22 protein-coding genes are annotated in these 26,353 nt (G+C 70.4%); 9 read left to right on the plus strand and 13 right to left on the minus strand.

Annotated features, from left to right (window positions below):
- Nucleotides 1-13: 13 nt before the first annotated feature.
- Nucleotides 14-1,030, minus strand: a complete 1,017-nt coding sequence (locus ACFY36_RS31055) for a sulfotransferase family protein (RefSeq protein WP_499749459.1) — start codon at nucleotides 1,028-1,030, stop codon at nucleotides 14-16.
- 174 nt (nucleotides 1,031-1,204) lie between these two features.
- On the opposite strand from ACFY36_RS31055, the gene ACFY36_RS31060 reads away from it, so the two are divergent.
- Nucleotides 1,205-2,155 carry an alpha/beta hydrolase family protein gene (locus ACFY36_RS31060; protein ID WP_499749460.1) on the plus strand — a complete coding sequence of 317 codons (951 nt, stop codon included), beginning with the start codon at nucleotides 1,205-1,207 and terminating at the stop codon, nucleotides 2,153-2,155.
- On the opposite strand, the gene ACFY36_RS31065 is transcribed toward ACFY36_RS31060, so the two are convergent.
- Nucleotides 2,113-3,096, minus strand: a complete 984-nt coding sequence (locus tag ACFY36_RS31065; protein ID WP_499749461.1) for a TIGR03617 family F420-dependent LLM class oxidoreductase — start codon at nucleotides 3,094-3,096, stop codon at nucleotides 2,113-2,115. The two genes, ACFY36_RS31060 and ACFY36_RS31065, sit on opposite strands and share 43 nt — an antisense overlap.
- Nucleotides 3,097-3,118: 22 nt before the next feature.
- Entirely contained in the window at nucleotides 3,119-4,390 is a 1,272-nt protein-coding gene (locus ACFY36_RS31070; RefSeq protein WP_499749462.1) for a hypothetical protein, read from the minus strand.
- Between the two features lie 61 nt (nucleotides 4,391-4,451).
- Here ACFY36_RS31070 and ACFY36_RS31075 point away from each other — a divergent pair, with 61 nt between their 5' ends.
- Nucleotides 4,452-5,366 (plus strand): pyridoxamine 5'-phosphate oxidase family protein, encoded by a 915-nt coding sequence (locus tag ACFY36_RS31075; RefSeq protein WP_499749463.1) that lies wholly within the window; start codon nucleotides 4,452-4,454, stop codon nucleotides 5,364-5,366.
- Between the two features lie 449 nt (nucleotides 5,367-5,815).
- Here the strand turns inward: ACFY36_RS31075 and ACFY36_RS31080 are convergent, their stop codons facing one another.
- Entirely contained in the window at nucleotides 5,816-6,463 is a 648-nt protein-coding gene (locus tag ACFY36_RS31080) for an RICIN domain-containing protein (RefSeq protein ID WP_499749464.1), read from the minus strand.
- A 46-nt stretch (nucleotides 6,464-6,509) separates the two neighbouring features.
- On the opposite strand from ACFY36_RS31080, the gene ACFY36_RS31085 reads away from it, so the two are divergent.
- Complete coding sequence (locus ACFY36_RS31085; protein ID WP_499749465.1) at nucleotides 6,510-8,492, plus strand: AfsR/SARP family transcriptional regulator; 1,983 nt, start codon at nucleotides 6,510-6,512, stop codon at nucleotides 8,490-8,492.
- Here ACFY36_RS31085 and ACFY36_RS31090 read toward each other — a convergent pair.
- Both ACFY36_RS31090 and ACFY36_RS31095 read right to left on the minus strand, forming a co-directional pair.
- Complete coding sequence (locus tag ACFY36_RS31090; RefSeq protein WP_499749466.1) at nucleotides 8,471-9,103, minus strand: SRPBCC family protein; 633 nt, start codon at nucleotides 9,101-9,103, stop codon at nucleotides 8,471-8,473. The two genes, ACFY36_RS31085 and ACFY36_RS31090, sit on opposite strands and share 22 nt — an antisense overlap.
- On the minus strand, nucleotides 9,036-9,461 hold the full coding sequence (locus tag ACFY36_RS31095; protein WP_499749467.1) for an ArsR/SmtB family transcription factor: 426 nt from the start codon (nucleotides 9,459-9,461) through the stop codon (nucleotides 9,036-9,038). Before ACFY36_RS31095 ends, ACFY36_RS31090 begins: the two co-directional genes overlap by 68 nt.
- Before the next feature lie 120 nt (nucleotides 9,462-9,581).
- Here ACFY36_RS31095 and ACFY36_RS31100 point away from each other — a divergent pair, with 120 nt between their 5' ends.
- Together ACFY36_RS31100 and ACFY36_RS31105 are read left to right on the plus strand one after the other, a co-directional pair.
- Nucleotides 9,582-10,421, plus strand: coding sequence for an alpha/beta fold hydrolase (locus ACFY36_RS31100; RefSeq protein ID WP_499749468.1), 840 nt, complete (start codon nucleotides 9,582-9,584; stop codon nucleotides 10,419-10,421).
- Between the two features lie 93 nt (nucleotides 10,422-10,514).
- Nucleotides 10,515-10,892 carry a VOC family protein gene (locus ACFY36_RS31105; protein WP_499749469.1) on the plus strand — a complete coding sequence of 126 codons (378 nt, stop codon included), beginning with the start codon at nucleotides 10,515-10,517 and terminating at the stop codon, nucleotides 10,890-10,892.
- A 40-nt stretch (nucleotides 10,893-10,932) separates the two neighbouring features.
- On the opposite strand, the gene ileS is transcribed toward ACFY36_RS31105, so the two are convergent.
- Together ileS and ACFY36_RS31115 are read right to left on the minus strand one after the other, a co-directional pair.
- Nucleotides 10,933-14,034: an isoleucine--tRNA ligase gene (gene ileS, locus ACFY36_RS31110; protein ID WP_499749470.1), complete on the minus strand. Its 3,102-nt coding sequence runs from the start codon at nucleotides 14,032-14,034 to the stop codon at nucleotides 10,933-10,935.
- Nucleotides 14,035-14,623: 589 nt separating this feature from the next.
- Complete coding sequence (locus ACFY36_RS31115) at nucleotides 14,624-15,247, minus strand: hypothetical protein (RefSeq protein ID WP_499749471.1); 624 nt, start codon at nucleotides 15,245-15,247, stop codon at nucleotides 14,624-14,626.
- A 91-nt stretch (nucleotides 15,248-15,338) separates the two neighbouring features.
- Between ACFY36_RS31115 and ACFY36_RS31120 the strand changes: the two genes are divergently transcribed.
- Together ACFY36_RS31120 and ACFY36_RS31125 are read left to right on the plus strand one after the other, a co-directional pair.
- Nucleotides 15,339-16,433, plus strand: coding sequence for an epoxide hydrolase family protein (locus ACFY36_RS31120; RefSeq protein ID WP_499749472.1), 1,095 nt, complete (start codon nucleotides 15,339-15,341; stop codon nucleotides 16,431-16,433).
- 87 nt (nucleotides 16,434-16,520) lie between these two features.
- Nucleotides 16,521-17,087 (plus strand): NADPH-dependent FMN reductase, encoded by a 567-nt coding sequence (locus ACFY36_RS31125; RefSeq protein WP_499749473.1) that lies wholly within the window; start codon nucleotides 16,521-16,523, stop codon nucleotides 17,085-17,087.
- Nucleotides 17,088-17,093: 6 nt separating this feature from the next.
- On the opposite strand, the gene ACFY36_RS31130 is transcribed toward ACFY36_RS31125, so the two are convergent.
- Genes ACFY36_RS31130 through ACFY36_RS31145 form a run of 4 tightly spaced genes read right to left on the minus strand, consistent with a single transcriptional unit; the run spans nucleotide 17,094 to nucleotide 22,401 of the window.
- On the minus strand, nucleotides 17,094-18,467 hold the full coding sequence (locus ACFY36_RS31130) for an ABC transporter substrate-binding protein (RefSeq protein WP_499749474.1): 1,374 nt from the start codon (nucleotides 18,465-18,467) through the stop codon (nucleotides 17,094-17,096).
- A complete protein-coding gene (locus ACFY36_RS31135) occupies nucleotides 18,464-19,402 on the minus strand; it encodes a carbohydrate ABC transporter permease (RefSeq protein ID WP_499749475.1) in 939 nt (312 codons plus the stop codon). The genes ACFY36_RS31130 and ACFY36_RS31135 overlap by 4 nt, the downstream gene beginning before the upstream one ends.
- Before the next feature lie 12 nt (nucleotides 19,403-19,414).
- A complete protein-coding gene (locus tag ACFY36_RS31140; protein WP_499749476.1) occupies nucleotides 19,415-20,311 on the minus strand; it encodes a carbohydrate ABC transporter permease in 897 nt (298 codons plus the stop codon).
- 17 nt (nucleotides 20,312-20,328) lie between these two features.
- Nucleotides 20,329-22,401 carry an alpha-galactosidase gene (locus ACFY36_RS31145; protein ID WP_499749477.1) on the minus strand — a complete coding sequence of 691 codons (2,073 nt, stop codon included), beginning with the start codon at nucleotides 22,399-22,401 and terminating at the stop codon, nucleotides 20,329-20,331.
- A 130-nt stretch (nucleotides 22,402-22,531) separates the two neighbouring features.
- Between ACFY36_RS31145 and ACFY36_RS31150 the strand changes: the two genes are divergently transcribed.
- Together ACFY36_RS31150 and ACFY36_RS31155 are read left to right on the plus strand one after the other, a co-directional pair.
- Entirely contained in the window at nucleotides 22,532-24,124 is a 1,593-nt protein-coding gene (locus ACFY36_RS31150) for a methyl-accepting chemotaxis protein (RefSeq protein ID WP_499749478.1), read from the plus strand.
- Nucleotides 24,125-24,130: 6 nt separating this feature from the next.
- On the plus strand, nucleotides 24,131-25,003 hold the full coding sequence (locus ACFY36_RS31155) for a P1 family peptidase (RefSeq protein ID WP_499749479.1): 873 nt from the start codon (nucleotides 24,131-24,133) through the stop codon (nucleotides 25,001-25,003).
- On the opposite strand, the gene ACFY36_RS31160 is transcribed toward ACFY36_RS31155, so the two are convergent.
- Nucleotides 24,953-26,320 (minus strand): hypothetical protein, encoded by a 1,368-nt coding sequence (locus ACFY36_RS31160; RefSeq protein WP_499749480.1) that lies wholly within the window; start codon nucleotides 26,318-26,320, stop codon nucleotides 24,953-24,955. The two genes, ACFY36_RS31155 and ACFY36_RS31160, sit on opposite strands and share 51 nt — an antisense overlap.
- Between the last annotated feature and the right edge of the window lie 33 nt (nucleotides 26,321-26,353).

Genomic DNA, 26,353 nt, shown 5'->3' on the forward strand with positions numbered 1-26,353 from the left:
AGCCGGGCCGCTGTTACCTCGAAAGGGGTCGGCTGCCCAGCTGACCACTGGTCAGCCGAGCGGCCACGACCGGCTCGCGGTGCCCGGCGCGGACGGCGCCCCGGGCGTCCCCCGCGAGCTGCCGCAGCGGGCTCAGCCGGTCCCGGGCGGTGAGCAGGGCCCGGGTGGCGACCACGCCGGGCGTGGGAACGGGGCGGGTCGACGGCTCATAGCCGAACCGCTCCAGCCGCGAGCCGAGGACGGCCTCGCAGCGCACGATCTCCTCGGCGCTGAGCCGCTGCCGCCAGCTGCGGACCCGCTGGGTGGTCACGCTTTCGTGGGTGCGGGTGTGCCAGGTCTTGTACGACGGCACGGCCACCGCCGCGAGCTGGTCGGGCCGGGCCATGGCCGGGTCGTACTCCTCGCCCAGGAAGTCGCAGATCCGCCGCAGGTGCTCGGCCGGCTCGGCCACCAGGTCCTCGTAGCGCACCCGCAGGTAGACGTCGGGCCGGTAGGTGCGGGCGGCCCGCAGGGAGGCGTCGGCCGAGCGGGCCCACGTGTCGATCAGCAGGTCGAGCGAGTTCGCCGCCCAGGGCGCCTCCTTGAGCGAGGCCACGCAGTCACGCCCGTCGCGCACGATGTCGATGATCTGCGCGTCCGGGAACAGCCGCAGCAGTTGCGGCAGGTGGCGCAGATAGGCCGGGCGCTTGTCGCCCCAGCGCGGCTTGCCGAACCGCTCGGCGTAGAGCCGGAAGACCGTGCCGAGGGCCGATCCCAGCGTGGGCGGGGCGCCGACGATCGCGTCGATCACCCGGGCCTCCTCGAGGCCGAGATCGCCGAAGTTGTCGGTGGTGACGATCCAGGCGCCCAGGTCACGCCGCCGGTCCTTCTCGCGCAGGTCGCCGAACTCGTGGCGGCGCTGATAGGCCGGGAGCAGGAACCGGCTCTCCGGCGGCAGCGCGATCCGCGGGTGCGCGTGCAGCATGAGCTGGAGCATCGTCGTACCGGATCGCGGGCAGCCCACCACGAAGATCGGACGGTCGCTGAGCATCGGACAAATCACCCCAGTCTGGAAGAAAGCGTCGCCTACGGAAACGATCACCCGCCGACCTGGGCACGGCTTGGGAAACAGCTGTGATTCGTGAGAAAAGAGGAATCTTCACAGGTAGCGGCCCCACAGGGGCGGCATAGCGGGTACACAGGAACGCGAAGCACCGTGGCTCTGGTGCGCATCTCGCGAAGATCATTACTGCTCGGCGCGTCCGTCGTCTCCGGCGCTGTCGCCATGAGGGCCACGGCGGCCGACGCGGCGGGCCGCGGCACGAAGTCGGCCTCGCAGATCCTGTCCTCGGTCAAGACGTCCACGCTGTCGCCGCAGCCGGTCACGCCGTACGAGCCGCCCGGGGGCACGCCTCCGGCCGGGGTGAACTCGGTCGGGCGGGCCGACTACACGTTCACCCGCGACGGCCGGACCCTGGCGACCCGGGTCTGGTATCCGGTCGGTCCCGGCCCGTACCCGGTCCTGGTGTTCAGCCACGGCATGCTGTCGCAGCCCGACGACTACGCGGCGCTGCTGGTCAGCTGGGCCCTGACCGGGATCGTGGTGGCGGCCCCGCTCTATCCGCACACCTCGCTCGGCACGGCCGCGTTCAACGCGTACGACGTGGCCAACCAGCCGCTGGACGCCTCGCACGTGCTGACCGAGATCGCCCGCCAGAACACGGTGGCCGGCCCGCTGCGGGGCCGGATCGACGCCTCGCGGATGGCCGCGGCCGGTCACTCGGCGGGCGGGATCACCACCGTCGGCATGTTCAGCGCCTATCGCGACGAGCGCCTCAAGGCCGGCATCGTGCTGGCCGGCACCGACTTCCTGGCCACCCCGTTCAGCGGCTCCCCGGCCGCGATGCTGTTCGTGCACGGCCGTGAGGACGACACGGTCAGCTGGTCGGCCGGGCACACCGTCTTCGAGGCCGTGCCCTGGTCGCGGGCCATGCTGTCGTTCACCGCCGGCGGGCATCAGACCAGCACAGCCGAGTTCCCGCTGGTCAGCGCGGCCGGGGCGCGTTTCCTGCGCTGGTCGCTGTTCGGCGGCGTGCCGGCACTGTCGGCCGGCTCGCTCGGCACCGTCGAGGATCAGCTCCAGGCGGCCCGGGCCAGCGCCGGATCGACCTCGTAGGGGGTGTAGAGCGAGATCCGGTCGACGAGCCCGCCGAACCGTTCCCGCAGGTTCTTGCCGACGTCGCCGCCGACCGCGAAGGTGTCCAGGACGTCGTCGGTGATCAGCTCGGTCATCTCGGCCCAGGCCTGCCGCCGGGACAGGCCGTTGAGCCGGTCGGCCAGCTCGCCCCAGCCGTGCTGCTCCAGCACCGGGCGATAGGCGGGCGTCGACGCGTAGAAGGCGATCTGCCCCTTCACCGCCTGCTCCGCACGCGAGCGGGCCGCCTCGTCGGCGCCCAGCACCACCATGGCCGACAGCCCGATCGCGAAACCGTCCAGATCACCGCCGCGCGCCTCCCGCAGCGCCGGGCGGGTGCGCTCGCGCAGATAGGCGGCGCTGGTCAGCGGATGCGCGAGCAGCCCGTCGCCGACCCGGCCGGCCACCCCGGTCATCCTCTCCCCCACGGCGGCGATCAAGATCGGAGGATTGCCGTACGGATTCTCGCCCGGGCTGAAGAAGTCGGTCATCAGCGTGTGCCGGTAGAACTCGCCCCGGAAGGCCAGCCGGTCGCCGGTCGCCCAGGCGTGCCAGACCGCGCGGATCGCCCGCACGAACTCCTCCATGCGCGCGGCCGGGCGCCCCCACGGCATCGCGAAGCGGCGCTCGATGTGCGCCTGCACCTGCGAGCCCAGCCCCAGCTGGAAGCGGCCGGCCGAGATGAGCTGCAGGTCGTTGGCGAGCACGGCCACGCTCATCGGGTTGCGGGCGAAGGCCACCGCGATCGCCGACTGCAAGGTGATCCGCTCGGTGGCCCGGGCGGCCAGCGTCAGCGCCGGGAAGACGTCGTGCCGCGTCTCGGCGGCGGCGAACCCGTCGTATCCGTCCCGCTCCGCCGCCACGGCGGCCGCCTCCACGTCAAGGGGCGAGGCCGCGACGTCGGCGGCGAAGTCAACCAGCATGCAGTGTTCATAGCACCCGGGTTCACAGCACCTGGGACCGGATCCAGCCCACACAGGCCTTGTCGACCTCGGCGAACGGCACGCCGTACGCGTCACGCGCGGCCTGGTCGTACTCGTTGTCCTGGGTCAGCACGAGACGTACGAAGGTGAAGAGCCGCCGCTCGCCGAACCGCCGGGCCATGCAGTCGACCGCGAAATGGCTCAGCCCGTAGAAGGCGTCACCGGCCCGGTCCGGGGCGTCCGCCCCCGGCTTGACCGGGATCATCGACCGCGGCGCGGCGGTCCGCAGCTGCCACCGCACACTGTCACGGCGCAGGCTGCGGGCGGCCGTGCGCGGCGACCATCCGATGTATTCGGCGATGCCCTCGGACAGCCAGGTGTCGGCGGCGGCGTCGGCCCGGTAGGCACCGGACAGGGTGACGACGTGTCCCAGCTCGTGCTGAAGGGCCACCCGCAGGAACCGCGGATCGTCCTCGAGCTTGCTCATCCGCAGGACGACGTCGGTGGCGTACATGTTCAACGGCACGGCGAGGCCGACGGCCCAGTCGTTCTCCTCACCGCCGTACCAGGTCCGCCACTGTGGATCGCCGGCCAGGTAGATCCGGTAACGCGACTGCGGGGTGCCCATCAGCGCCGCGAACCGGTCGTCGGCCCGCGCGGCGGCCTCGGCCACCGGAAGCAGCCGGGCCAGGTGCTTACGCTCGCCGGGCGAGGCCAGGAGGGTGACCCGGGAACCGCGCAACACGGCCAGATCACCGTTCTCCCACGGCGCCGGATGACGAGGGTGCGGCTCGGGCGCGGCGGTGACGGCGCTGATGACGTACCGCTGACCCAAGGGTTTGAGGGTGAGTCTCTGCTCGACGCGCGGCGGCTGCTGCCAATGCGGCCCCGGGCGCCCCGGGCACATGTCGGTGCCGAGGCAGTACACGATCTCCACCCGGAACTCCACCGCGTCGCGATCGCCGCCGGCCGGCCGCCCCACCCCCGGCTCGTAGTCGAACCGGGTGACCTCGAGCGCCCGCAACGACCGGAACATGGCCCGGTAGCGCGGGTGCAGCGGCGGGGCGACGGCGGCCAGCCAGGCCCGCTCGTCGCCGCGAAGAAGCGCCGCCGACTGCTCCCGCAGCGAACCGACGGCCCGGTCGTAGGGCGCCGGGGGCTTGGGAGGAACGGCCCCGGCGGCGATCGCCGCGTGCTCCGGATCGGGCCGCGACGTGACGACGCCGAGCGTCAGAAGAACCACACCGGCAGCGATGCACGCGGTGAAGGCGGCGCGGCTGCGGGTCTGGCTCATGCCTCGGATCCAAGCAGATTGCGGGCGCAGACATCTACACCGGCCACTTAAGATCACCGCCATGCCACAACCGCTCACCCCTGTCAGCGACGTCCTGACCGCGTACAAGACGTGCGAGTTCGTCACTCTCTCGAAGGACGGAACACCACTGGCCTGGCCCACATCGGGCATCACCCGCCCCGACGGCACGTTCCTGCTGACGACATCGGTGAGCTATCCGCAGAAGGCGTTCAACATCCGCCGCGACGGCCGGGTGGCGTTGCTGTTCTCGGAGCCGTACGCCAGCGGGGTGGAACACCCGGAGCAGGTGCTGGTGACCGGAGAGGCCACCTGCCCCGACGAGATCCACACCGACCCGTCCGGCGACCTGGGCGACTTCTGGGCGAGGATCTTCACGCTCCAGCCCGGCAGCACGAAATATCTGGACTGGCCGATCAACCGCCTGACCGACTTCTACTTCTTCCGCCTCATGATCCGCATAACCCCGTCCTCGGTGGAGACGAGGCCCCTGCCACCGGCGGCCCCACCGGCCGAGTCCGCTCGGGTAGGCGGCGAGGTGCTGGCCGCCTACCCGACGGCGGTGCTGGCGGCCCGGGACGACACGGGCGCGCCGCTGCTGATCAGAACAAACGTGGTGAGCACACCATCGGGCTACTCAGTGGCGGTCCCGGCCGACCTGCCCGTGACGGCCGGCCCGGCAAGCCTGCTGGTACACCGCCACGACGACAAGCTCGACAAGCTGCACAGCGCCAGCGTCGTAGGCACGCTGGCCCCGTCCACGGACGGAAGCTGGCTGCTGACGCCGACAAGGCTGATCGAGCCTGGCACACGGCACAAGGGCAAGGTGTCCGACCAGATCAAGCTGATCCGCGGCTTGAGGGCAGCGACAGACCGCTATCTGACGCGGCGGGGCCTGACCCGGCCGTCGGTGCCGTGGGCCGCCTACCGCAAGATCCGCGCCGCCCTCCCGAAGTAGGCCGCGCCTCCCCGGATAGGCCGCCGACCCAACGCGGCGCACAACCAGCCGGACGTGCGCCGCGCGAGCGGAGCCCACCACGCAGCGCCCATCGTGCCCACCGTTCAGAGCCCGCCCTTGCAGATCCTGACCGGCCTTGCAGATCCTGACCGGCCGGGGCACGCGGACGGGTGTGGGCGGAGGGCGCAGGTTCAGGTGCGAGTGGGGGTGCCGGTCTGAGGCTGGGTCTGAAGGCGAGTAGGAGTGCCGGTCTGGGTGCGGGTCCAAGTGCGGGCGAGGATGCTCTGGGTGTAAGGGTTCTGGTCTGGCTGCCAGGACGGAGGTGGCAGTGCCCGGGTGGGCTCAGCGCTGCCGGATGGTCGCGATCGATCTGCTGCCATTCTGAGGAGAAGGGCGCCTGTGGACAACGCGCGGACCGTGGACAAAGCCGGGCGGGCGCCGATCTTGTGCTAGGCGCCGCCGAAGACGGGCAGGGGCAGGCTGAGGACTTTCACCGTCCAGCGCTGGGATGCCGGGCACGGCCTCTGTACGGCGGTGTCGCGGGCGACGGTGAGGCACTTGCCGCTGTGGACGTTCTGGATGCGGGCGGTCTCGCCGGTCGAGTCGCGCAGGCGCCACAGCCGGGAGTCGTGCCCGTCGCAGGTGTAGAGGTCGGCGCGCGCGTTGTCCCTCGTGCCGGCGCCGGCGATCGAGAGGCATTTGCCGGTGGCGACGTTGAGGACCTGGAGCGCGCCGCCGGTGTCGGTCGTCGGGCGCAGCCGCCAGCGGAACGCCCCGGCCCGCCCGCAGGGCTTCTGCACCAGCGCCGTGGTCAGGCACTGCTCGCTGGCCGCGTTGATCACCTGAAACTCGAGCCCGACCAGGTCGACCGGCCCCGGAACGCCGAACGCCGCCGTCCCGCCGCGGGTAACAGGCGCGCCGGAGGTCACCCCGTGTTCAGGGACTTCGAAGACCGCCGGAACTTCGGGACTGGCCAGGGCGCTGGAGACCACCGGGGCTTCGGGAGTGATGGGGGCGGCCTGCGCCGCGGAGACTGGTGCTGAAAGGCAGACTGACAGGGCGGTGCTCACGGCGAGGGCAGCGGCAAGTAGGCGCATGATGCCCAGTTTATCCGCTTTTGGGCAGTTCTTCTGTGAGGTGGGTGTGCGGGTCGAGCTTGGTGTCCTGGGGCCGGTGGTGGCCTGGTCGGCGCCGCCCGGAGAGACACGGGCGCCGATCGCGCTCAAAGGGCCGATGCACCGGGCCGTTCTGGCGCGGCTCGTGGTGGCCCGGGGGCGGGTCGTGCCGGTCGGGCACCTCGTCGATGATCTGTGGCCGGTGGCGGCGCCGGACGGGGCGGTTTCGGCCGTACGGACCTTTGTCGCGGCACTGCGGCGCGGCCTTGAACCGGATCGGCCCCGCCGGGCGCCGGCCTCGCTGCTGGTCACCGAGGGGCCTGGGTACGCGCTGCGGGCCGAGCCCGGCAGCGTGGACGCGTGGCGCTTCGAGCGTGTCGTGGCCGCCGACGAGGCGCTGAGCGAAGAAGCCCTGACGACCGCGCTGGGCTGGTGGCGCGGGCCCGCCTACGCCGACTTTCCCGAGGCGCCCTGGGCCCGCGCCGATCGGGCCCGGCTCGCCGAGCTGCGCCTTCGGGCCGTCGAACGGCTCGCCGAGGCCCGCCTCGCCGCCGGGCGGGCGGCCGCCGCCGTGGCCGACCTCGACGCGCACGTCACCGAACACCCCTGGCGTGAGGATGCCTGGCGCCTGCTCGCCCTCGCCCTCTACCGGGCGGATCGGCAAGGGGACGCCCTCGCCGTCCTCCGCCGGGCCCGCGAGCAGCTGGCCGGCCGGCTCGGCGTCGACCCCGGTCCGGGCCTGCGCCGCCTCGAGACCGACATCCTGCGGCAGTCCCCCGCCCCGCTCGGCGACCCCGAACGGCAGCAGGCCCGGGCGCACGACCGGCCCCGCCCGGCCATCGCGGACACCCAGACCGCTGCCGGGGAAGTCTGGGCCGAAGTCACCGCTGACTACGACCGGCTTGTCTCGGTGGGGGCCCGTGCCCGCCTCGACTCCACCGTCGGGCTGCTGCGAGGGCTCGCCGTCACCGGTGGCGGTGGACTGGTCGCCGCCCGGCGGCATCGGGTCGCGGCCATCGCGGCGGCCGAGGAGCTCGGGGATCCGGGGCTGACCGCCAGGGTCATCGGCTCCTACGACGTGCCGGCCATCTGGACCCGGTCCGACGATCCGGTTCAGGCCGCCGGCATCGTCGCCGCGGCCGAGCGCACCCTCGCCGCCCTGCCGCCGGACGACGTCGGGGCGCGGGCCCGGCTGCTGGCCACCGTCGCCGTCGAGTCGCGCGGTGCCCGCGACGAACACCCTCGCGCCTGCGCCCTCGAGGCCGAGCGGCTCGCGCGCGGGCTCGACGATCCGGGGCTGCTCGCCTTCGCGCTCAACGGGGTCTTCATGCAGAGCTGCCATCGCACCGGGCTCGCCCCCGAACGGGACGCGATCGGGGCCGAGCTCATCGAGCTGGCCTCCGCGCACGGGCTGGTCACCGCCGAAGTGCTCGGGCATCTGATCCGGATCCAGGCCCGGTCGGCGCTGGGTGACTTCGCCGCCGCCGACGTGCATGCCGGCGCCGCCGATCGGATGGCCGCCCGGCACGAGTTGCCCCTGGTCGCCGTCTTCACGACCTGGTACCGCGCTCTGCGCCTGGCCGCCGGTGGCGCGCCTCTCCCCGTGGCCGAGGCGGCCTACCGGCGGGCGGCGGCACTGCTCGACGGCGCCGGCATGCCGGGGCTCGAGGAGGGGCTCCTGCCCCTCGCCCTTCTGTGCCTGCGGGTCTGGCACCGCCAACCGGCGGTGGACGGCGACTACGGGCCGTACGAACCGTGGGCCCGCCCGCTCGTCCTGATCGCTCGGGGGCGCACGGCCGAAGCTCTGGAGAACACCCCCGAGCCTCCGGCCGGCCTGCTCGCCGAAGCGCTGTGGTGCCTGATGGCGCGCGCCGCCGCCCTCCGGGGTGACCGGGCCGCCGCCGAACGGGCCCGGAACGCCCTCGCCCCGGCCGCCGGGGAGATCGCCGGCGCGGCCAGCGGTCTCCTCACGGCGGGACCGGTCGCGGACTACGCCTCGGTGCCGGTGTAGAAGGCGTACGTCCGATCGGCCCTGGCCTTCGCCGCCTCCGGGTCGTCGCCCTGCGCGACCGACGCCGCCGCCCACGCGTCCGTGCTCAGCCGCATGAACGTCTGGCCCTCGGTGGTGGTGTGCCAGTCCTGCATCGTCGACGGGTCGGGCGCGCCCACCGGGTCCTCGATGTAGCCGGCCAGCCCGAACAGCCCCAGATCCCAGCCGACGCCGGTGGCGCCCGGGCCGTACACGTCCCAGAACTGGTCCTCCACATGCGCCACGTGCTCCAGCGTGAAGCGGGCGCCGCCGCCCTCGGCCGCCAGGCGCACCTCGATCCAGCTGACCTGCCCCCCGAACTCCCACGTCGCGTCGTAGCCGTGGGGCCGGTCGCAGCGGGAGATGGTGCCGCTGGCGTTGCCGGTCAGCTCGTAGCGGCCGCCCTCCTTGAGCTCGCCCGCGATCGGCAGGAACCAGCGCGGGATCCGCTCGGCGCTCGTGACGATCTCCCACAGATCGTCGATGTCGGTGTCGTACACCTGGCTGATCGTCATCACCCGGGCCTCACCGGCCTGAAGGACGCGGCTTCCGAGCGTGCGGCGCACCTGGCTGATCTGTTCCTTGACGTCCACCTTCGGTCCTTTCCCGTGTCTGCTCGCCGGAGAGCCGGCGCTGTCGTTTGCCGCGCGCCACCTCGGTGGCCATGGCGGCCAGATGAGGAGCCCAGAACCGCCGAAACCGCGACAGCCACGCGTCGGCCTCGCGCAGCGCGGTGTCGTCCACCGCGTACAGCCGGCGCGCCCCGTCGGGGCGAACCGTCGCGAAGCCGTTGTCCCGTAACACCTTCAGATGCTGCGAGACGGCGGGCTGGGAGATGCCGAACTCGGCCTGGACCACGCCGGTGATCGCCCCGGACGACTGCTCCCCCTCGGCGAGCAGCTCCAGGATCCGCCGGCGAACCGGGTCACCGAGAACATCGAACGCGTGCACGGGACGTACGTTATCAGCCTGTCCTTATATAAGCCAGAGCTTAGGGACTGGCGATTCTCGCGGTGGCCGAAGACGATCTCCGTCAGGCATGCTGGCCGGGACGGAAGGGAGGGCCCACCCGTGCCCGACGTGCGAGCCAACGGCATCGACCTGCGCTACGAGACGGTCGGCGACCCGGCCGGCCCCGCCCTGCTGCTCGTCATGGGCCTGGGCGCGCAGCTGATCGACTGGCCTTTCGAGTTCTGCCAGGCCCTGGCCGCCCGCGGCTTCCACGTGATCCTGTTCGACAACCGCGACGCCGGCCTGTCCACCTCGTTCGACGATCTGGGCGTGCCCGCCGGCCCACCGCCCTACCTGCTGTCCGACATGGCCGCCGACACCGCCGCCCTGCTCAAGGCCCTGGGCGTCGAGAAGGCCCACGTCGTCGGCGCCTCCATGGGCGGCATGATCGCCCAGCAGCTGACCATCGACCACCCCGAGCTGGTGGCCAGCCTCTGCTCCATCATGTCCACGACGGGCGAGCGCAAGGTGGGCCGCTCCACCCCCGAGGCCGCCGCCGCCCTGGCCCGCCCGCCGGCCACGACCCGGGACGAGATCATCGCCGGCGCCGCCGCCACGTCCCGGGTGATCGGCTCCCCCGCCTACCCCGCGACCGAGGAGTGGCTCCAGAAGCGGGCCGCCGCCAAGTTCGACCGCGCCTTCAACCCGGCGGGCACCCAGCGCCAGTACGCCGCGATCATCGCCTCACCCGACCGCACGCCGGGCCTGCGCCAGGTCACGGCACCCACGCTGGTCATACACGGCGCCGCCGACCCTCTCATCGACGTCAGCGGCGGCCGCGCAACCGCCGCCGCCATCCCCGGCGCCGAACTCCTGGTCATCGAGGGCATGGGCCACGACCTCCCGCAGGAACTCTGGCCCACGATCATCGACGCGATAACCACGAACACCGAGCGCTGAGAGGTACGGCGCTCTTGGCGACTTCGTACGTCATCTCGCACGATGCCGCTGCCGTACCGGTGCCTGAGCTGGTGGTGCCGATAGCGTGACCCCATGACCCGCTTCGGTGGACGAGACGACGTCGAACTGGTCGTCGTGGTGGACTGCGCCGACCTGGAACGCTCGGCGGCGTTCTGGTGCGACGTGCTCGGCTACCGCGCCGAGCCCAGCTCACCCGGCCGCTACCGCTCGTTGACGCCGCCCGGCCACCACGGCATCGAGGTGCTGCTCCAGCGCGTGCCCGAGCCCAAGACGACCAAGAACCGCGTCCACCTCGACCTGCGCGTGCCCGACCTGGCCGCCGAGACAGCCCGGCTGACCGCCCTGGGCGCCCAGCGCGTCACCGCCGAACCCATCGAGGAGGACGGCTGGCACTGGCACGTGCTGGCCGATCCCGACGGCAACGAGTTCTGCGTCCTCCAGGCGCCCTAGAGGCCGGCGAGGGTGTGCGTCCCCGCCGGCCCCGGAGGTGCTACTCGGCCTTGCGGAGCCAGAATGTCAGGCCCAGTGACTCGTCGGTGAAGGTGCCGGGCCAGTCCGCGCTTTCTCCCGCGTACGAGACCGCCAGCACCTCGTCCGCGACCAGAGCCGCGTGCTCGGCCAGCGCCTGCGCGGTCTCCGGGGACGTGGCCGTGTAGCGCAGGTCGATGCGGTCCGACACGTCCAGGCCGCTCGTCTTGCGGGCCTCCTGGATCTGGCGGATCGCGTCGCGGGCCAGGCCGGCCCGGCGCAGCTCGTCGGTCAGGTGCAGGTCGAGCGCCACCGTCGCGCCCGCGTCCGAGGCCACCGCCCAGCCCTCGCGCGGGGTCTCGGTGATGAACACCTCGTCGGGGGTGAGCGTCACCGGTTCCCCGTCGACGTCGATCGTCGTCGTCCCCGCGGAGCGGAGGTCGCCGGACAGGGCCGCGGCGTCGGCGGACGCCACCGCCTTGGCCACCTCCTGCACGCGCTTGCCGAAACGCTTGCCGAGCGTACGGAAATTGGCCTTTGCCGTGGTGTCCACGAACGAGCCCGCCACCGCCTCGACCGTGCCCACGTTGAGCTCCGCCGCGATCTCCGCCAGGAGATCGGCGGGCAGAGTGGCGAAGCCGGGCGCCGAGGCCAGGGCCCTGGACAGCGGCTGCCGGACCTTCATGCCCGACTCGGCCCGTGCCGCCCGGCCCAGCTCGACCAGGCGGCGGGTCGTGGCCACGTGCGAGGAGAGCGCCGGGTCGATCAGCGCCGTGTCGGCGACCGGGAAGGACGCCAGGTGCACCGACGACGGCGACGACGGGTCGACCGCGACCACCAGGTCCTGCCAGACGCGCTCGGTGATGAACGGCGTCAGCGGCGCCATCAGCAGCGTGACCGTGCGCAGCGCCTCGTGCAGCGTGGCCAGCGCGGCCGCGTCGCCCCGCCAGAAGCGGCGGCGGCTGCGGCGCACGTACCAGTTGGACAGGTCGTCGACGAAGGCGGCCAGCAGCTTGCCCGCCTCCTGCGTGTCGAAGGCCTCCAGGGCGGCGTCGACCTTGCGGACCAGCTCGTTCAGCTCGGACAGCACCCAGCGGTCGAGGACCGGGCGGTCGGCCGGGGCGGGATCGGACGGCGAGGGCTTCCATCCGGCCGTACGCCCGTAGAGCGCCTGGAACGCGACGGTGTTCCAGTACGTCAGCAGGGTCTTGCGCACGACCTCCTGCAACGTCGTGTTGCCGACGCGCCGGGCCGACCACGGCGACCCGACAGCGGCCATGAACCAGCGGACCGCGTCGGCCCCGTGGGTGTCCATCAGCGGGATCGGCTCGAGGATGTTGCCCAGGTGCTTGGACATCTTGCGGCCGTCCTCGGCGAGGATGTGGCCCAGGCAGACCACGTTCTCGTACGGGGACTTGTCGAACACGAGCGTGCCGACCGCCATCAGCGTGTAGAACCAGCCGCGCGTCTGGTCGATCGCCTCCGAGATGAACTGCGCCGGGAAGCTCTTCTCGAAGACCTCCTTGTTCCGGTACGGGTAGCCGAACTGCGCGAACGGCATCGACCCGGAGTCGTACCAGGCGTCGATGACCTCCTCGACCCGGGTGGCCGTCGCCGGGCACGAGGGGCAGTCGAAGGTCACGGCGTCGATGAACGGGCGGTGCGGGTCCAGATCCGACAAGTCGGATTTACTCAGGGAGGACAGCTCGGCGAGCGATCCGACGCACGTCAGGTGGCCGTCGGGGCAGCGCCAGATCGGCAGCGGGGTGCCCCAGTACCGCTTGCGGGACAGGGCCCAGTCGACGTTGTTGTTCAGCCAGTCGCCGTACCGGCCGTGCTTGACCGTGGCCGGCTGCCAGTTCGTCTTCTCGTTCTCGCGGATCATCTCGTCGCGCACCGCGGTCGTCCGGATGTACCAGGACGGCTGCGCGTAGTAGATGAGCGCGGTGTGGCAGCGCCAGCAGTGCGGGTACTGGTGCTCGTAGTCGTCCTTGCGGAACAACAGACCCTTCGCGCGGAGCTCTTCGACCAGAGGCCCATTGGCCGTACGGAAGAACAGGCCCCCGACCAGCGGAAGCCCTTCCTCGAAGGTCCCGTCCAGGCGCACCGGGTTGACCATCGGCAGCCCGTACGCGCGGCAGCTGGCCAGGTCGTCCGCGCCGAACGCGGGCGACTGGTGCACGAGCCCGGTGCCGCTGTCGGTCGTCACGTAGCCGGCCAGGATCACGTAGTGCGCGTCCGGCACCTCGACCAGGTCGAACGGCGGCGTGTAGGTCCACCGCTCCATCTCGCGCCCGGTGAAGCTCTCTCCCGTGGTCGTGAATCCCTCGGGCACAAGCTGCTCGGCGACCACGATCCGCTCGTTGCCGTCGGTCACCACCACGTACGTCACATCCGGGTTGACGGCGACCGCGGTGTTCGACACCAGCGTCCACGGCGTCGTCGTCCACACGAGCAAGCTCGTGTTCCCCGCGAGCGGCCCACCGGTCAGCGGGAAGCGCACGTACACGGCCGGGTCGACGTCCGTCTCGTACCCCTGGGCCAGCTCGTGGTCCGACAGAGTCGTCTGGTCCCGCGGGCACCACGGCGCCACCCGGAAGTCCTCGACCAGCAGCCCCTTGTCGAAGATCTGCTTGAGCGACCACCACACCGACTCGATGTAGCCCGGATCCATCGTCCGGTAGGCGTCGTCCAGGTCGACCCAGTAGCCCATCCGCTCGGTGAGCTCGGCGAACGCGTCCGTGTGCCGGGTCACCGACGCGCGGCACCGCTCGTTGAACTCGGCGACCCCGAACTTCTCGATGTCGAGCTTGCCGTTGAAGCCCATCTCCTTCTCGACGGCGAGCTCCACCGGCAGCCCGTGGCAGTCCCACCCGGCCTTGCGGGCCACGTGGTAGCCCTTCATCGTCCGGTAGCGCGGGAACACGTCCTTGAAGACGCGGGCCTCGATGTGGTGGGCGCCGGGCATGCCGTTGGCGGTCGGCGGCCCCTCGTAGAACACCCATTCGGGCCGTCCCGCCGACTGTTCCAGACTGCGGTGGAAGACGTCGTTGTCACGCCAGAAGGCGAGAACGTCATGATCGAGCGCGGGCAGGTCGACCTGGGCCGGCACCTGGCGGTACATCGTGTTCCTCCGTCGGATCGTTGCTCTTCCAACGGAGGGACGAGGCTCGGGAGCCCCGCGGTACCACCCTCCTTGACCGGGAGATCCCGGCCCACTCGAGGTGCTTGCAACCGGCTCTACTCGGCCTGGAACAGGCCTTTCCTCCGGCGGCTCCGGGGTGATCTTCGGGCCGCGCTCACCCCCGGGCTCACACCATCCCCGGGTCGCTCCTGGCTGCGTACGGCCGTACTCGTCCCCATCAACGCCTTGCGCGCAAAAGCCTACCGCGCCCGGTAGTCTGCGTCGCAATGCACCTGCGCCGAGCCACTACCACCGACGCCGAGCGCCCGCCGTGCCGAGTCCGCCTTCGCCTCCCCACCGGCCGGCAACCCCGCCAACCTCATCGGCACCCCCGGCAAATACCGCATGCATTGGCCGGATGTCCGGAGCGCTTTTTAGAGGTACGGAATTCTCAACCGGCCAACCGCAAGCCACGGCCACCGCCGAGGGGCCTACTCGCCTGCAACGAAAGGCCGCACGCCGCTTCCGGCCATGCGGTCACAAGACCACCGCGCATCCGTGCTGATCTTCAACACTGCGGGACGTCAGTTCAAGCGATTCGGCGTTCCGTTGGGCCGTTCGCGCCTCGATGATCTCGGACTATGACCTCACCGGGCCCGGCGACGTCCGCGCAGTAGGGACCGTGTACGTCGAGAGCCGCGATGTCAGTCGTGATGACGGACGAGTCGAAGAAGGCGGCATCGAGGTTGAAGATCACCCGTGTGCCGGCGCCTGCGGGAGGGCCGAACTCTGTGGGTGGCTCGGCCGGGCGCAAACCGACGAGTGTCTGGCGGAAGCCCCGGCCATCTCGCCAGATCTCGACAACAGTCTGCGTACTCACCGCTGCCGCGGCAGCGCTCGACCAGCGTTCAGCGGTCAGCAGCGACCCCTCGTAACCCAGCCGGGGCACGCCGGGCCCGGTGAGGGTGTCCGCCTGGTCGTCGGTCACCGCAAATGCGAGGTCCGCGGTGATGTCCGCGACGACGTGCGGAGTGTGGCTGGCGGCCACCCTGGCCGCCGGATGGAATGCGTGGCCGACGACCACGCAGAGCACTTCCGTTGCCAGGCGCGGGTCGTCGCGGCCGGCGCCGAAATACATGCCAGGCCGTGTGTGGACAGAGTCAGCCATCGTCAGGACCGTGATGTCCACCGCGCTGTAGGCATGCTCCGTCACCCACCAACGCTATACCGGAGAAACGTCGCGGCGGATCTTCCGCTGGCGTTTAGGACGGGAAGTGACCGGATCGCTTTCTAGCGTGGCGCGCATGACGACCAGCCCTTTCCGCATCGACATCTCTCAGGCTCAGCTCGACGACCTCAAGGCGCGCCTGTCCAACACCCGGTGGCCGGACGAGCTGCCCGGAGTCGGCTGGAGCCGCGGCGTTCCCGTCGGCCATCTGCGGAAGGTCGCCGAATACTGGCGCACCGGCTACGACTGGCGGGTCCACGAGGCGGCGCTCAACCGCTACCCGCAGCACCTCACCACCATCGACGGGCAGAACCTGCACTTCCTGCATGTGCCCTCGCCCTCACCGGACGCCACGCCGCTGCTGCTGTTGCACGGCTGGCCCGGTGGGGTGGCCGACTACCTCGATCTCATCGAGCCCCTGTCCGGCGCCTTCCACCTCGTGATCCCTTCCCTGCCCGGATTCGGGTTCTCCACCCCGCTGGCCGGGCCCGGGATGAACGCGGACCGGATCGCCCGGATCCTCGCGGCGCTGATGGCCGAGCTCGGATATGACCGGTACGGCGTGCACGGCTACGACTGGGGCGCCTGGACCGGCGCCAAGGTGGGCCGGCACGACCCGGAACGGGTCTCCGGCGTCCACCTCACCGCGCTGGTCACCGTCCCGGCCGGGGCCGACGGGGAGCTGGACGCTCTCAGCGAGGCCGACCAGCGACGCTGGCAGCGCGTGCTCAACTACAACGACGCCTACCTGAAGTGCAACAGCAAGCGACCGCAGACCGTCGGGTACGCCCTCACCGACTCCCCGGCCGGCCAGCTCGCCTGGATGGTGGAGGTCTTCCGGGAGCACACCGACCCGGCGGACGGCATCGATCTCGACCGCGTCCTCACCGAGGTGTCGATCTACTGGCTGACCGGCACCGCCGCCTCCGCCGCCCAGATCTACTACGAGGAGTTCTCCGCGAACCCACCCCGCGGCAGCGGGCGTGGCACCGTGCCCACCGGCGTCCTCGTCTCCGGTCATGACACGACGATCCGGCCCTGGGCCGAGCGCGACCACCACATCGTGCACTGGACCGAACTGGGCAAAGGCGGTCACTTCCTGGCCATGGAGGTGCCCGAGCTCCTGGCCGAGGACATCCTCGCGTTCTTCGGAAAGCTCCGAGGGGTGTGAAGAGCGCTACTTGCCGGTGTGGCGACGACGTGAGGGGGTTATGTTTGCTTACGCAAATAGTCTGTGTCTGAGGGAAATGGAACCGCTGTGAGTGATCTGAATCTGTTGGTGATCGTGGCCAGCACACGGCCGGGTCGCATCGGGCCCAAGGTGGCCGACTGGTTCGTCGACGAGGCCAAGGCGCACGGCGGGTTCCAGGTGAACGTGGCCGACCTGGCCGAGGAGAGCCTGCCCCTGCTGGACGAGCCGCACCACCCGCGGATGCGCAACTACCAGCACGATCACACCAAGCGGTGGAGCGAGAAGGTCGACGCCGCCGACGCGTTCGTCTTCGTCATGCCCGAGTACAACTACGGCATCTCGGCGCCGCTCAAGAACGCCATCGACTACCTGCACCAGGAGTGGGCCTACAAGGCGGCCAGCGTGGTCAGCTACGGCGGCGTCTCGGCCGGCACGCGGTCCGCGCTCGGGCTCCAGGTGCCGGCGTACCCCCTCAAGCTCTTCGTCGTTCCCGAGTCGGTGAACATCCCGTTCGTGAGCAACTTCCTCGTCGACGGGCAGATCCAGCCGAACGAGACCATGCGCAACGCCGCCACGACCGTGCTCGACGAGCTGGGCCGGGTCGCGGCGGCGCTCAAGCCGCTGCGCAAGTAACAGCCTCTACTGGGCGACCTCGAACAGCTTGTTCAGCTGGTCGTTCAGTGAGGTCAGGGACGATACGGGGGCGTCGCCGATGTAGACGGCGTCCATCCGGGGAATCATCAGCGCGGTGATGTCGGCCGCGTTGGTGGTCACCGGGAACAGGAAGGTCGTCTTCTGCTGGACCTGGTCGGTGAAGGGCGTGACGTCCAAGCCGCGCTTGTCTTTGTTGTACGCCACGGCGCGCGCCGTGCCCGACGGACGGGCCGGGAAGACCACACCCGACTCGCCGATGATGTTCTGGCACTCCTCCCCCGACATGAACTTCACCCACTTGGCGGCATTGGAAGGCTGCTTCGACAGGGTGGTCACCGAGTCGGCCAGGCCGTTGAACATCGAGGCGCGCCGGCCGGACGGGCCGATCGGGGTCGGCGCGATCCCGACCTTCAGCTTCGTGCCCGAGGCGTCGGTCAGGTTCGTGTACGTGGAGATCTTCCACGAGCCGTCCAGGGCCATGGCCGCCAGCCCGGACTGGATCTCCTTGTCGGGCCCGACCGGGTTGTTGCCGCCGATCTCGGCGAACGACGGCATGTATCCCTTGCCGGCCAGCCCGAAGTACCACTCCAGGGTCTCCTGGAACGCCGGCTGGTCGAGGTTGAAGCGGGTGCCCCACGGATTCTTGTCGGTCACCTGCCAGCCGGTGCTGCCGGTGAACGCGGACCATTGGGTCTGGCCCCAGCCGCCGCCCCCGGCCCCGTCCGAGCCGAAGCCGTACTGGCGGACGTTGTCCTTGTCGAATCCGGGCTCGTCGCCGCGGACGCCGTTCTTGTCGATGCTCAGGCGCGCGATGGTCTTCTCGAACGTGCCGCCGTCCCGCGGGTTCCAGGTCAGTGAGGACAGCGACGCCGGGTCGATCCCCGCCTCCGCGATGGCGGACGGGTCGTAGAACATCGCGATGGTGTCCCAGTCCTTCGGCGAGCCGTACCTCTTGCCGTCCTGGCCCTTCCAGAGCTCGGCCAGGCCCTCCTGATAGTCGCCGTCGTCGATGTCGCTGGTCGGGCCCAGGTCGTCGAGCGGCCGCAGCACGCCCAGGTCGACGAACTGCGCGAACTTGGCCAGGTGGTCGGTGAAGACGTCGGGCGCGGTGTCGGCGATGAAGCCGGCGGTCAGTTTGGACCAGTAGACGTCCCATCCGTACTGGGAGATCCTGACCCTCAGCCCGGGATTCCGCGCGGCGAACGCGTCGGCGCATTTCTGATAGCCCGGCTGCTGCCCCGAATCCCAGAGCCAGTACTCGATGGTTCCGCCGCTGCCGGTGTCGATGGTGTCCTCGCCGCTCCAGCCGCAGCCGGCCAGCAGGGCCACTGAGGTGGCAAAAGCCAGTAGGCGTCTCATTTGATACCACTGAATCCGATCGAGTTGACGATCCGCTTGGCGAAGACGAAGAAGAGCACCAGCATCGGCAGGGCCGCGACCAGGGTGGCCGCCATCAGGCCGGACCAGTCCGGGCCGGTCTGCGGGGTCTGCGACTTGAAGACGCCGAGCGCCACGGTCAGCACCCGCGAACGGTCGGTGTAGCTGACCATCAGCGGCCAGAAGTACTCGTTCCACGAGGTGATGTAGGTCAGGATCGCCAGCGTGGCGAGCGGCGCCGACGACATCGGCAGGATCAGGCGGAAGAAGACGCGCACCTTCGACGCGCCCTCGACCAGGGCCGCCTCCTCCACCTCGCGGGAGATGCCGAGGAAGAACTGGCGCAGGAAGAAGACCGCGAACGGGGTCATCAGCATGGTCGGCAGCGAGATGCCGAGCAGGGTGTCGACCAGGCCCAGCTCCTTGATCAGGACGAAGTTGGGCAGCAGCGTGAAGATGGCCGGGATCATCAGGCCGGCCAGGAAGAAGCCGAACACCTTCTCGCGGTGCCGCCATTGCAGGCGGGCGAAGGCGTACGCGGCCATGGCGCTGAAGAAGACCTGCCCGGCCGTGATGAGCGTGGAGACGATCACCGAGTTGGCCAGGTAGTGCCAGAAGTCGATGGGCTGGCCGGCGCCGCCCGCGTCGAGCGCCTCCTGCCCGGTCTGCAGCCCGAAGACCCGCTGGAAGCCGCCGAGGGACGGGTCGACCGGCAGCAGGCTGCCCGATCCCGCGTAGAGGGCGTTGTTGCTGCTCAGGGCGGTGCGCAGCATCCAGTAGAAGGGGAACAGCGACGCCAGGATCACGAGGATCATGAAGATCCAGGCGAGAACACGGCCGACGTTGAAGGGACGTCGAGGGCTGGGCGAAATGTCCGGAACGGAGCGAACCGCGTCAGCGGTGACGGTGGTGGCCATGACAGAGCCTCCTCAGGCCAGATCGGACGACGACGCCCGCGTGAGCCGGTACTGCAGGAAGGTGATGACGACGAGGACGACCAGCAGGCCGACCGACATGGCCGAGGCGTAGCCGAACTGGAAGCGGCCGAACGCCATGTCGTAGATGTAGTACTGCAGGACCCGTGAGGAGTCGACCGGCCCGCCGCGGGTGGTGATCGCGACGGTGTCGAAGACCTGGAACGATCCGACGACCGTGATGATCAGGACCAGGGCCAGGATCGGCCGCAGCAGGGGCAGCGTGATCCGCCGGAACATGGTGAGCTCGGACGCGCCGTCCACGCGCCCCGCCTCGTACATGGTCTCGGGAATGGTCTGAAGTCCCGCGAAGATCAGCAGGGCGGTGTAGCCGACGTGGCGCCACACGTTGATGGCCGCGATGGTCGGGATGACCCAGGCGCTGTCGGCCAGGAACGCGATCCGGTCCATGCCGATCAGCTCGAGCACCTGGTTGCCGATGCCCAGCTGGTAGTCGAGGATCCACAGGAAGATCAGGGCGGCGACCACATTGGAGACCAGGTACGGGGTGAGCACGATCCCCCGCAGCCACGTGCGCTTGGTGAGCCGCTGCATCATCACGGCGATCCCCAGCGCCAGCGCGGTCTGCAGCGCGATGTTGATCACCACGTAGTAGACGGTCACCTTGAGCGAGTTCCAGAAGACCGGGTCCTGGACCATGCGTACGTAGTTGTCGAGCCCTGTCCATTCCGGCGGGGTCAGCAGGTTGAACTTGGTGAAGCTCAGGTAGATGCCGCGCAGCGTGGGCCACAGCATGAAGACCACGAATCCGATGAGCGCGGGGGCGATGAACGCGATGGCGAGTCCGGTGTCGTCGGCACGTCTCTTTCGTACGGGGGTGACGGTAGCCATGGGGGTCGACTCCTAGGTCATAGGGCATCCGCTCGGTAGAGCACGACGGTGTCGGGGTGCACGCGCGGGCTCGCCACGCCCGCGTGCTCGAGCACCGCCCCGCTGAGGGTGAGGCCGCCGTCCCACCAGAGAGGCGGGTGGCCGACCGTCTGAAGGGGCTGGAGCCGGTAGAGCCGGTGCGGGTCGAGGCCGCGGAACCGCAGGGCCGCCGGCGGATCGGGGTACGGGCTGTCCATCGTCACCATGGCGATGATCGCCCGGGACCGGTCGGGCGCGACGACGCCGTGCACGAGGACGTCGTCGCCGTAGCCGTCCATGCGGACGAGGTCGCCGCCGAGCAGCAGGTCGCGCCAGTCTTTGTAGCGCGAGATCCACTCCGCCAGCTCGGACAGATCGGCCGGCGACGCTGTCGTGATGTCCCATTCGATGCCGAGGTGGCCGAAGACGGCGGTCGCGGCCCGGAAGGACAGGGAATGCCGCCGCCCGGTGGTGTGCGACCGGCCCGAGGCGATGTGCGACCCGAGGAACTCGGGCGGCACGAGCTGGGTGGTCCAGCGGAGCATCCGCTGGCGGTCGTGGGGGTCGATGTTGTCGGAGACCCAGACCCGGTCCGTACGCTCGAGGACCTCCAGATCGACCCGGCCGCCCCCGGACGAGCACGACTCGATCTCGAGCGTGGGGTGGGCCGCACGGATCTCGTCGAGCAGCCGGTAGAAGGCCGCGGTCTGCGCGTGGACGCCGGGCTCGCCGCCGGGCTGGGTGCCGGCGTCGATCAGGTCGCGGTTGTGGTCCCACTTGATGTAGTCGATCGGATATTCGGCGAGGATCGCCAGAATCCGGTCCCGGATGTGCTCGTAGGCCGCCGGGATGCCGAGGTTGAGCACCTGCTGAGTGCGCGACTCGACCGGCCGGTCCGCGCGCGCCGCCATGATCCATTCGGGGTGGGCGCGGGCCAGATCCGAGTCCGGGTTGATCATCTCGGGTTCGAACCAGAGGCCGAACTGCATGCCGAGCTCCCGGACCCGGCCGATCAGCGGGTGCAGCCCGTCGGGCCACACGTCGAGCGAGACCACCCAGTCGCCCAGTCCCGAGGTGTCGTCCCGGCGCGAGCCGAACCAGCCGTCGTCGAGCACGTAGCGTTCCACCCCGGCGGACGCGGCCAGCGACGCCAGTTCGGTGAGCCGGCCGAGGTCGTGGTCGAAGTAGACCGCCTCCCACACGTTCATCGTCACCGGCCGCCGCGGGCCGACCGGCCGGCCGCGGGCCCGCAGGTGCCGGTGGAACCGTCGCGCCACTTCATCCAGGCCCACGCCGAAACTGCCGTAGACCCAGGGGCTGGTGTACGCCTCGCCGCGCGCCAGCCGGACCTCGCCCGGCAACAGGAGCTCGCCGCCACCGATCCGCTGCTCGCCGGTGAAGACCCGCTCCGCGTAGTGGGTGTGGTTGCCGCTCCAGGCGGTGTGCACCGCCCAGATCCGGCCCGTCCCGAAGCCGAAGCCGGGTGTGCCGGCGTGCAGCAGATAGGCGCTGTCGGCGCCGGTGCGGCCCTTGCGGTTCTCGCGCAGGTGGATGCCGGTCCGCAGCGGCGACCGCTGCGGGACCCGCTCCAGGTTGTGCCGGCCCGCGAAGTCGAGCAGCTCGGTCGCCTCGGCCGGCAGCGGATAGGAGAGGACCAGGTCATTGAGGGTGTACGTCTCGTCGCCGTCGTTGCGCACGGTGGCGCGCTGCCGGGCCAGCCCCGACGGCAGCAACTCGATCTCCAGGCGCAGCGTGAGGCCCTCGGCCTCGTACACGAACGCGCCGCCGCCCGGCCGGAAGGAGGGCGACCAGCCACGGCCCGACGCCGATCCGCTCAGGCCCGGGCGGCCGGTCCAGCCGGTGCGGTGCTCGGGCAGGACGGCGACGCGCGGGACCGGGTCGATGTTGTTGGTGCCGGCCACCGGCTCCCGGGCGCGCAGGAGGGCGGCGAGCTGCGCGCCGTCGAGCGCGGGCAGCTCGGGGCCCCAGTACGCGATCACCGGAAGGCCCGGCCCGGAGGCATCGACGATCAGAGTCACCCCGGCCTCGGTGAGCGCGACGACATCCTGCACCCTGAACCGCCCCTCGTACCGCCCTGCTAAATCGATGAAACCGAGATTGCTGGGATGTAACGGGCGTGTCAACCCTTGCCATAACGCAAAAGACCGACTGCCGAAGATCCGAGAAAAGTACGCTTAAGAGGTGAATCGCGGGTTTTTCGTCAATCTCAGCGTCCAGGTCAAGATCGTGATCGCGTCGGCCGTCGGGGTCGTGGTGGCCGCCGTGGTCGGCTTCCTGGCGCTCCTGGCGCTCAGCGACGCCGCCGACTCGGCGGCGGAAATCCACGAGGTGAACGTCCAGAACGTCGCCGAGGTGGGCGCCCTCGAAGCGGCCCTCGGCGTGGCCCGGGTCGATCTCGCCAATCAGCTGATCTCCCGCGACACCACGACGACCTCGAAATACACGGCGAAGTTCCAGGAAGACGTCGAGATCTTCGAGGCGGCGCTGGCCGACTACAAGGAGGGCAGCCCGGCCGCGACCGCCGCCGAGATCGCGGCGCTGGAGGCGTTCTGGGCCACCTACGTCGAACTCGCCACCACCAAGCAGCTCGTCGCCGGCGCGCGGAAGGACTACACGTCCTGGCAGACAGTCCGGGACACTGAGATCACCCCGCTGCTGGCCGACCTCACCCAGGGCATCGACGACCTGGGCGCCGCCGAGCAGGCGGAGGCGGCCGCCTCCGCGGCGCACGCCCGCGACAGCCACGACCAGAACCGCGTCGAGACGCTTCTGCTCATCGTCGTCGGCGGCGCGGCCGCGCTGGGCCTGGGCATCGTCATCGCGCGCGGCATCGTGCGCTCGCTCAACCGGGTCCGCGCGGTCTGCGAGGGCCTGGCCGCCGGCGACCTGACCCGCACGACCGGCCTGCTGTCGGCCGACGAGCCGGGCCGGATGGGCCGCGCCCTCGACGAGGCGCTGCTGAAGCTGCGCGGCACGGTCTCCACCATCGACAGCTCGGCGACCCAGCTGGCCGGCGCCAGCGAGGAGATGAACGGCGTCGCCCAGCAGATCGCCTCGTCCGCCGAGGAGACGTCGGTGCAGGCGCAAGCGGTGTCGACGGCGGCCGAGCTGATCTCGCGCAGCGTCGACTCGGTCTCGGCCGGAGGCGAACAGATGGGCGCCGCCATCCGCGAGATCTCGCAGAACGCGGCCGAGGCCGCGCAGGTCGCGAACGAGGCCGTGGGCCTGGCCGCGACGACGTCGGGCCGGATGAACCAGCTCGGTGAGTCGTCCTCGGAGATCGGCGACGTCATCAAGGTGATCACCTCGATCGCTGAGCAGACCAACCTGCTGGCCCTGAACGCCACGATCGAGGCCGCCCGCGCCGGCGAGATGGGCAAGGGCTTCGCCGTGGTCGCCTCCGAGGTCAAGGACCTGGCCCAGGAGACCGCCCGCGCCACCGATGACATCTCCCGCCGCGTCGAGGCCATCCAGACCGACGCCGACGGGGCGGTGACGGCGATCGAGGAGATCACCCGCGTGATCGCCCGGATCAGCGACTTCCAGACCACCATCGCCTCGGCGGTGGAGGAGCAGACGGCCACCACGGCCGAGATGAACCGTAGCGTCGGCGAGGCCGCCACCGGCAGCAACGAGATCGCCCAGAACATCACCGGCGTCGCCGAGGCGGCCCGGCTGACCACCGAGGGCGTGCAGCAGTCACAGCAGGCCACCAACGAACTGGCCCGCATGTCGGCCGAGCTGACGAGCCTGGTGTCGACGTTCAGGTATTAAGGACGGATGCAGCTGAGGATCGGCCACTGGACGGGCGACGGCACCGGGGTCACGGTGATCGTCCCGCCGCCGGGCACTGTCGCCTCGGGCGAGGTGCGCGGCGGAGCGCCGGCCACCCGCGAGTTCGCCCTGCTCGACCCGACGCGCCTGGTCGACCGGGTGGACGCGGTGGTCCTGTCGGGCGGCTCGGCCCTGGGCCTGGCCGCCGGCGACGGCGTGGCCCGCGCCCTGTGGGAGCAGGGCCGGGGTTTCCCCACCCCGGCCGGAGCGGTCCCCATCGTGGTGGGCATGTCCCTGTTCGACGCGTCGGTGGCCGGCACGCCGCCCACGGCCGCCAACGGCCGGTCCGCGCTCGAGGCGGCGACCCCCGACCTGGTGGAGGGCCGCGTCGGCGCCGGCACGGGCGCCACGGTCGGCAAATGGCGCGGCGGCTTCTCCCCCGGCGGCCTGGGCATAGCGCACGGCACCGTCGGCGAGGCGTCCGTGCTGGTGATCGCCGTGGCCAACGCCTGGGGCGACGTGATCGCCCCCGACGGCGCCGTCCTGAACGCCGCCGGAGACCCGGAGCTGGCCCCGGTCCCCCGCTTCGGCATGACGAACACGACGCTGGCCGTGGTGGCGACCGACGCCCGCCTGACCAAGACCGACTGCTTCCTGCTGGCTCAGAGCGGCCACACGGGCTACGCCCGCGCCTTGCACCCGGCCCATTCCCGCTACGACGGCGACGCCGTGGTCGCCCTGTCCACCGGCGAGAAGGAGGCCGACCTGGACCTCCTGCGAGCCACGGTCACCGAGGTCACCGCCGACGCCATCCGCCGAGCCATCACCTCAGGCCATGAGATGAACAACGATGGACTTCCTGCCGGTGATCGGCGGTAGAGCGCGGAAGTCGAGATACTTCCCCTTCGCCGGCAGAAGTTCGATCTCGATCAGCATGGGGCTGTCCACAAGAGGCTTCCCCGGAAATGCGTAGAGTGTGACCGAGTCGCTCTGCTGATCGCTGCACGGCTGAATTTCAGCCTCACTCGCGGTTGGCGCAGCGAATTCCACCTCACGAGAGCTCCCATCGCGATCGGTCGTCCGGCACGCGATTGTCGTGTACCCGGTGCCATATCGCGGAAGCAGCCGGATCACAGCGAAGTGCTCCCCGATCTTGTCCAAGACCGTGAAATTCATGTGCACGGCAAGCATCTTCCGCGTGTAGACGACGCAATACCCCGAAATTCGCACCGGAGAGCTCTCGGAAATGATGTCCGGCACGTCGTCGCTGGGCCTGCAAGCTGGGGTCAGCACCTTCCCGTCGGCACCGGTCAAGTTTCCCCATCGGCGGATGAGCGCCGCAGCTTCCTCGGACCGCTTCGCTTCGATGCCGCCGAAACGTGCGACGGTACGACTGTTCTCACGCAGGCACTCTTCGTCGTGACCGCCACCCAGCATCCGGTCGACGTTGGCGTAGCCGTCGCCCGATTGCGTCACCCAGGCCGCCGGACCGACAGCGACCGGATCGTCGAGAGAGTCGACCTCGAGGGAGATGTCGGCGACGTACAAGGCGGCACCGCCGGAAGCGGGATGATCCACGTCCGGGCCGATGGTGAGCGTGAAACGCTCGACATCGTGTGGTTCGACCTCGAACGGCTCGATCTCCTGCCGAACCGCGAAAGGAGCAGGCCGGTCGGCCGGTAGCGGAATCTGGTAGTCGGCCGCGACCTTGACGGGGCCGCCGATGCCCAGGCAAGCGGAGAGTGTCTCCGCGAACCGCACCTCCACAACCGCGGCGATGACGACCGCTGGAGCACCGCCGGAGTTCTTGACGGTGATGTCCACCGGAGTGACCGGCACCTTCGCCGGCCTCACGATATCCGGTTCGACGGTCTCCGTCCCACTGATCGCACCGGGCGTGCCCACACCGTAGGAGACCAGTTGAAATTCGGGCGTCGCCGCCCACGGCCTGACGTAGAGGAGAACGGCCACAATGGCCAGGATCACGATCATCGGCGCGGCCAGAGCAGCCGGACCGGGGGCTTTCTTCACCGACGACAGATAGTTGGTCTGCGTATTCACGCCGGCCGCATTGACCTGAACGCCGAAACCGTGATTGACATGCACCGGCCCGGTGTCTTCTCGGGTCGCGCCGGGCGGGCCGGGAATCGCCGACCGGAGCCGACGTAAAATCTTGATCACGGTGCGGCGCGGCATGGGAGATCCCCTCCTGAACGAATCCCAGGGGAG

Origin of the sequence: Actinoplanes sp. NPDC000266, assembly GCF_042899005.1 — a bacterium.
In the GTDB taxonomy this organism is placed as follows: Bacteria; Actinomycetota; Actinomycetes; order Mycobacteriales; family Micromonosporaceae; genus Actinoplanes.

Excerpts from the sequence above, each read along its gene's own strand:
- ACFY36_RS31120 (WP_499749472.1), top strand. The coding sequence starts at position 15,339 with ATGACGACCAGCCCTTTCCGCATCGACATCTCTCAGGCTCAGCTCGAC.
- ACFY36_RS31070 (WP_499749462.1), bottom strand. The coding sequence starts at position 4,390 with ATGAGCCAGACCCGCAGCCGCGCCGCCTTCACCGCGTGCATCGCTGCC.
- ACFY36_RS31055 (WP_499749459.1), bottom strand. The coding sequence starts at position 1,030 with ATGCTCAGCGACCGTCCGATCTTCGTGGTGGGCTGCCCGCGATCCGGT.
- ACFY36_RS31130 (WP_499749474.1), bottom strand. The coding sequence starts at position 18,467 with ATGAGACGCCTACTGGCTTTTGCCACCTCAGTGGCCCTGCTGGCCGGC.
- ACFY36_RS31080 (WP_499749464.1), bottom strand. The coding sequence starts at position 6,463 with ATGCGCCTACTTGCCGCTGCCCTCGCCGTGAGCACCGCCCTGTCAGTC.
- ACFY36_RS31155 (WP_499749479.1), top strand. The coding sequence starts at position 24,131 with ATGCAGCTGAGGATCGGCCACTGGACGGGCGACGGCACCGGGGTCACG.
- ileS (WP_499749470.1), bottom strand. The coding sequence starts at position 14,034 with ATGTACCGCCAGGTGCCGGCCCAGGTCGACCTGCCCGCGCTCGATCAT.
- ACFY36_RS31105 (WP_499749469.1), top strand. The coding sequence starts at position 10,515 with ATGACCCGCTTCGGTGGACGAGACGACGTCGAACTGGTCGTCGTGGTG.
- ACFY36_RS31140 (WP_499749476.1), bottom strand. The coding sequence starts at position 20,311 with ATGGCTACCGTCACCCCCGTACGAAAGAGACGTGCCGACGACACCGGA.
- ACFY36_RS31135 (WP_499749475.1), bottom strand. The coding sequence starts at position 19,402 with ATGGCCACCACCGTCACCGCTGACGCGGTTCGCTCCGTTCCGGACATT.
- ACFY36_RS31065 (WP_499749461.1), bottom strand. The coding sequence starts at position 3,096 with ATGCTGGTTGACTTCGCCGCCGACGTCGCGGCCTCGCCCCTTGACGTG.
- ACFY36_RS31075 (WP_499749463.1), top strand. The coding sequence starts at position 4,452 with ATGCCACAACCGCTCACCCCTGTCAGCGACGTCCTGACCGCGTACAAG.
- ACFY36_RS31160 (WP_499749480.1), bottom strand. The coding sequence starts at position 26,320 with ATGCCGCGCCGCACCGTGATCAAGATTTTACGTCGGCTCCGGTCGGCG.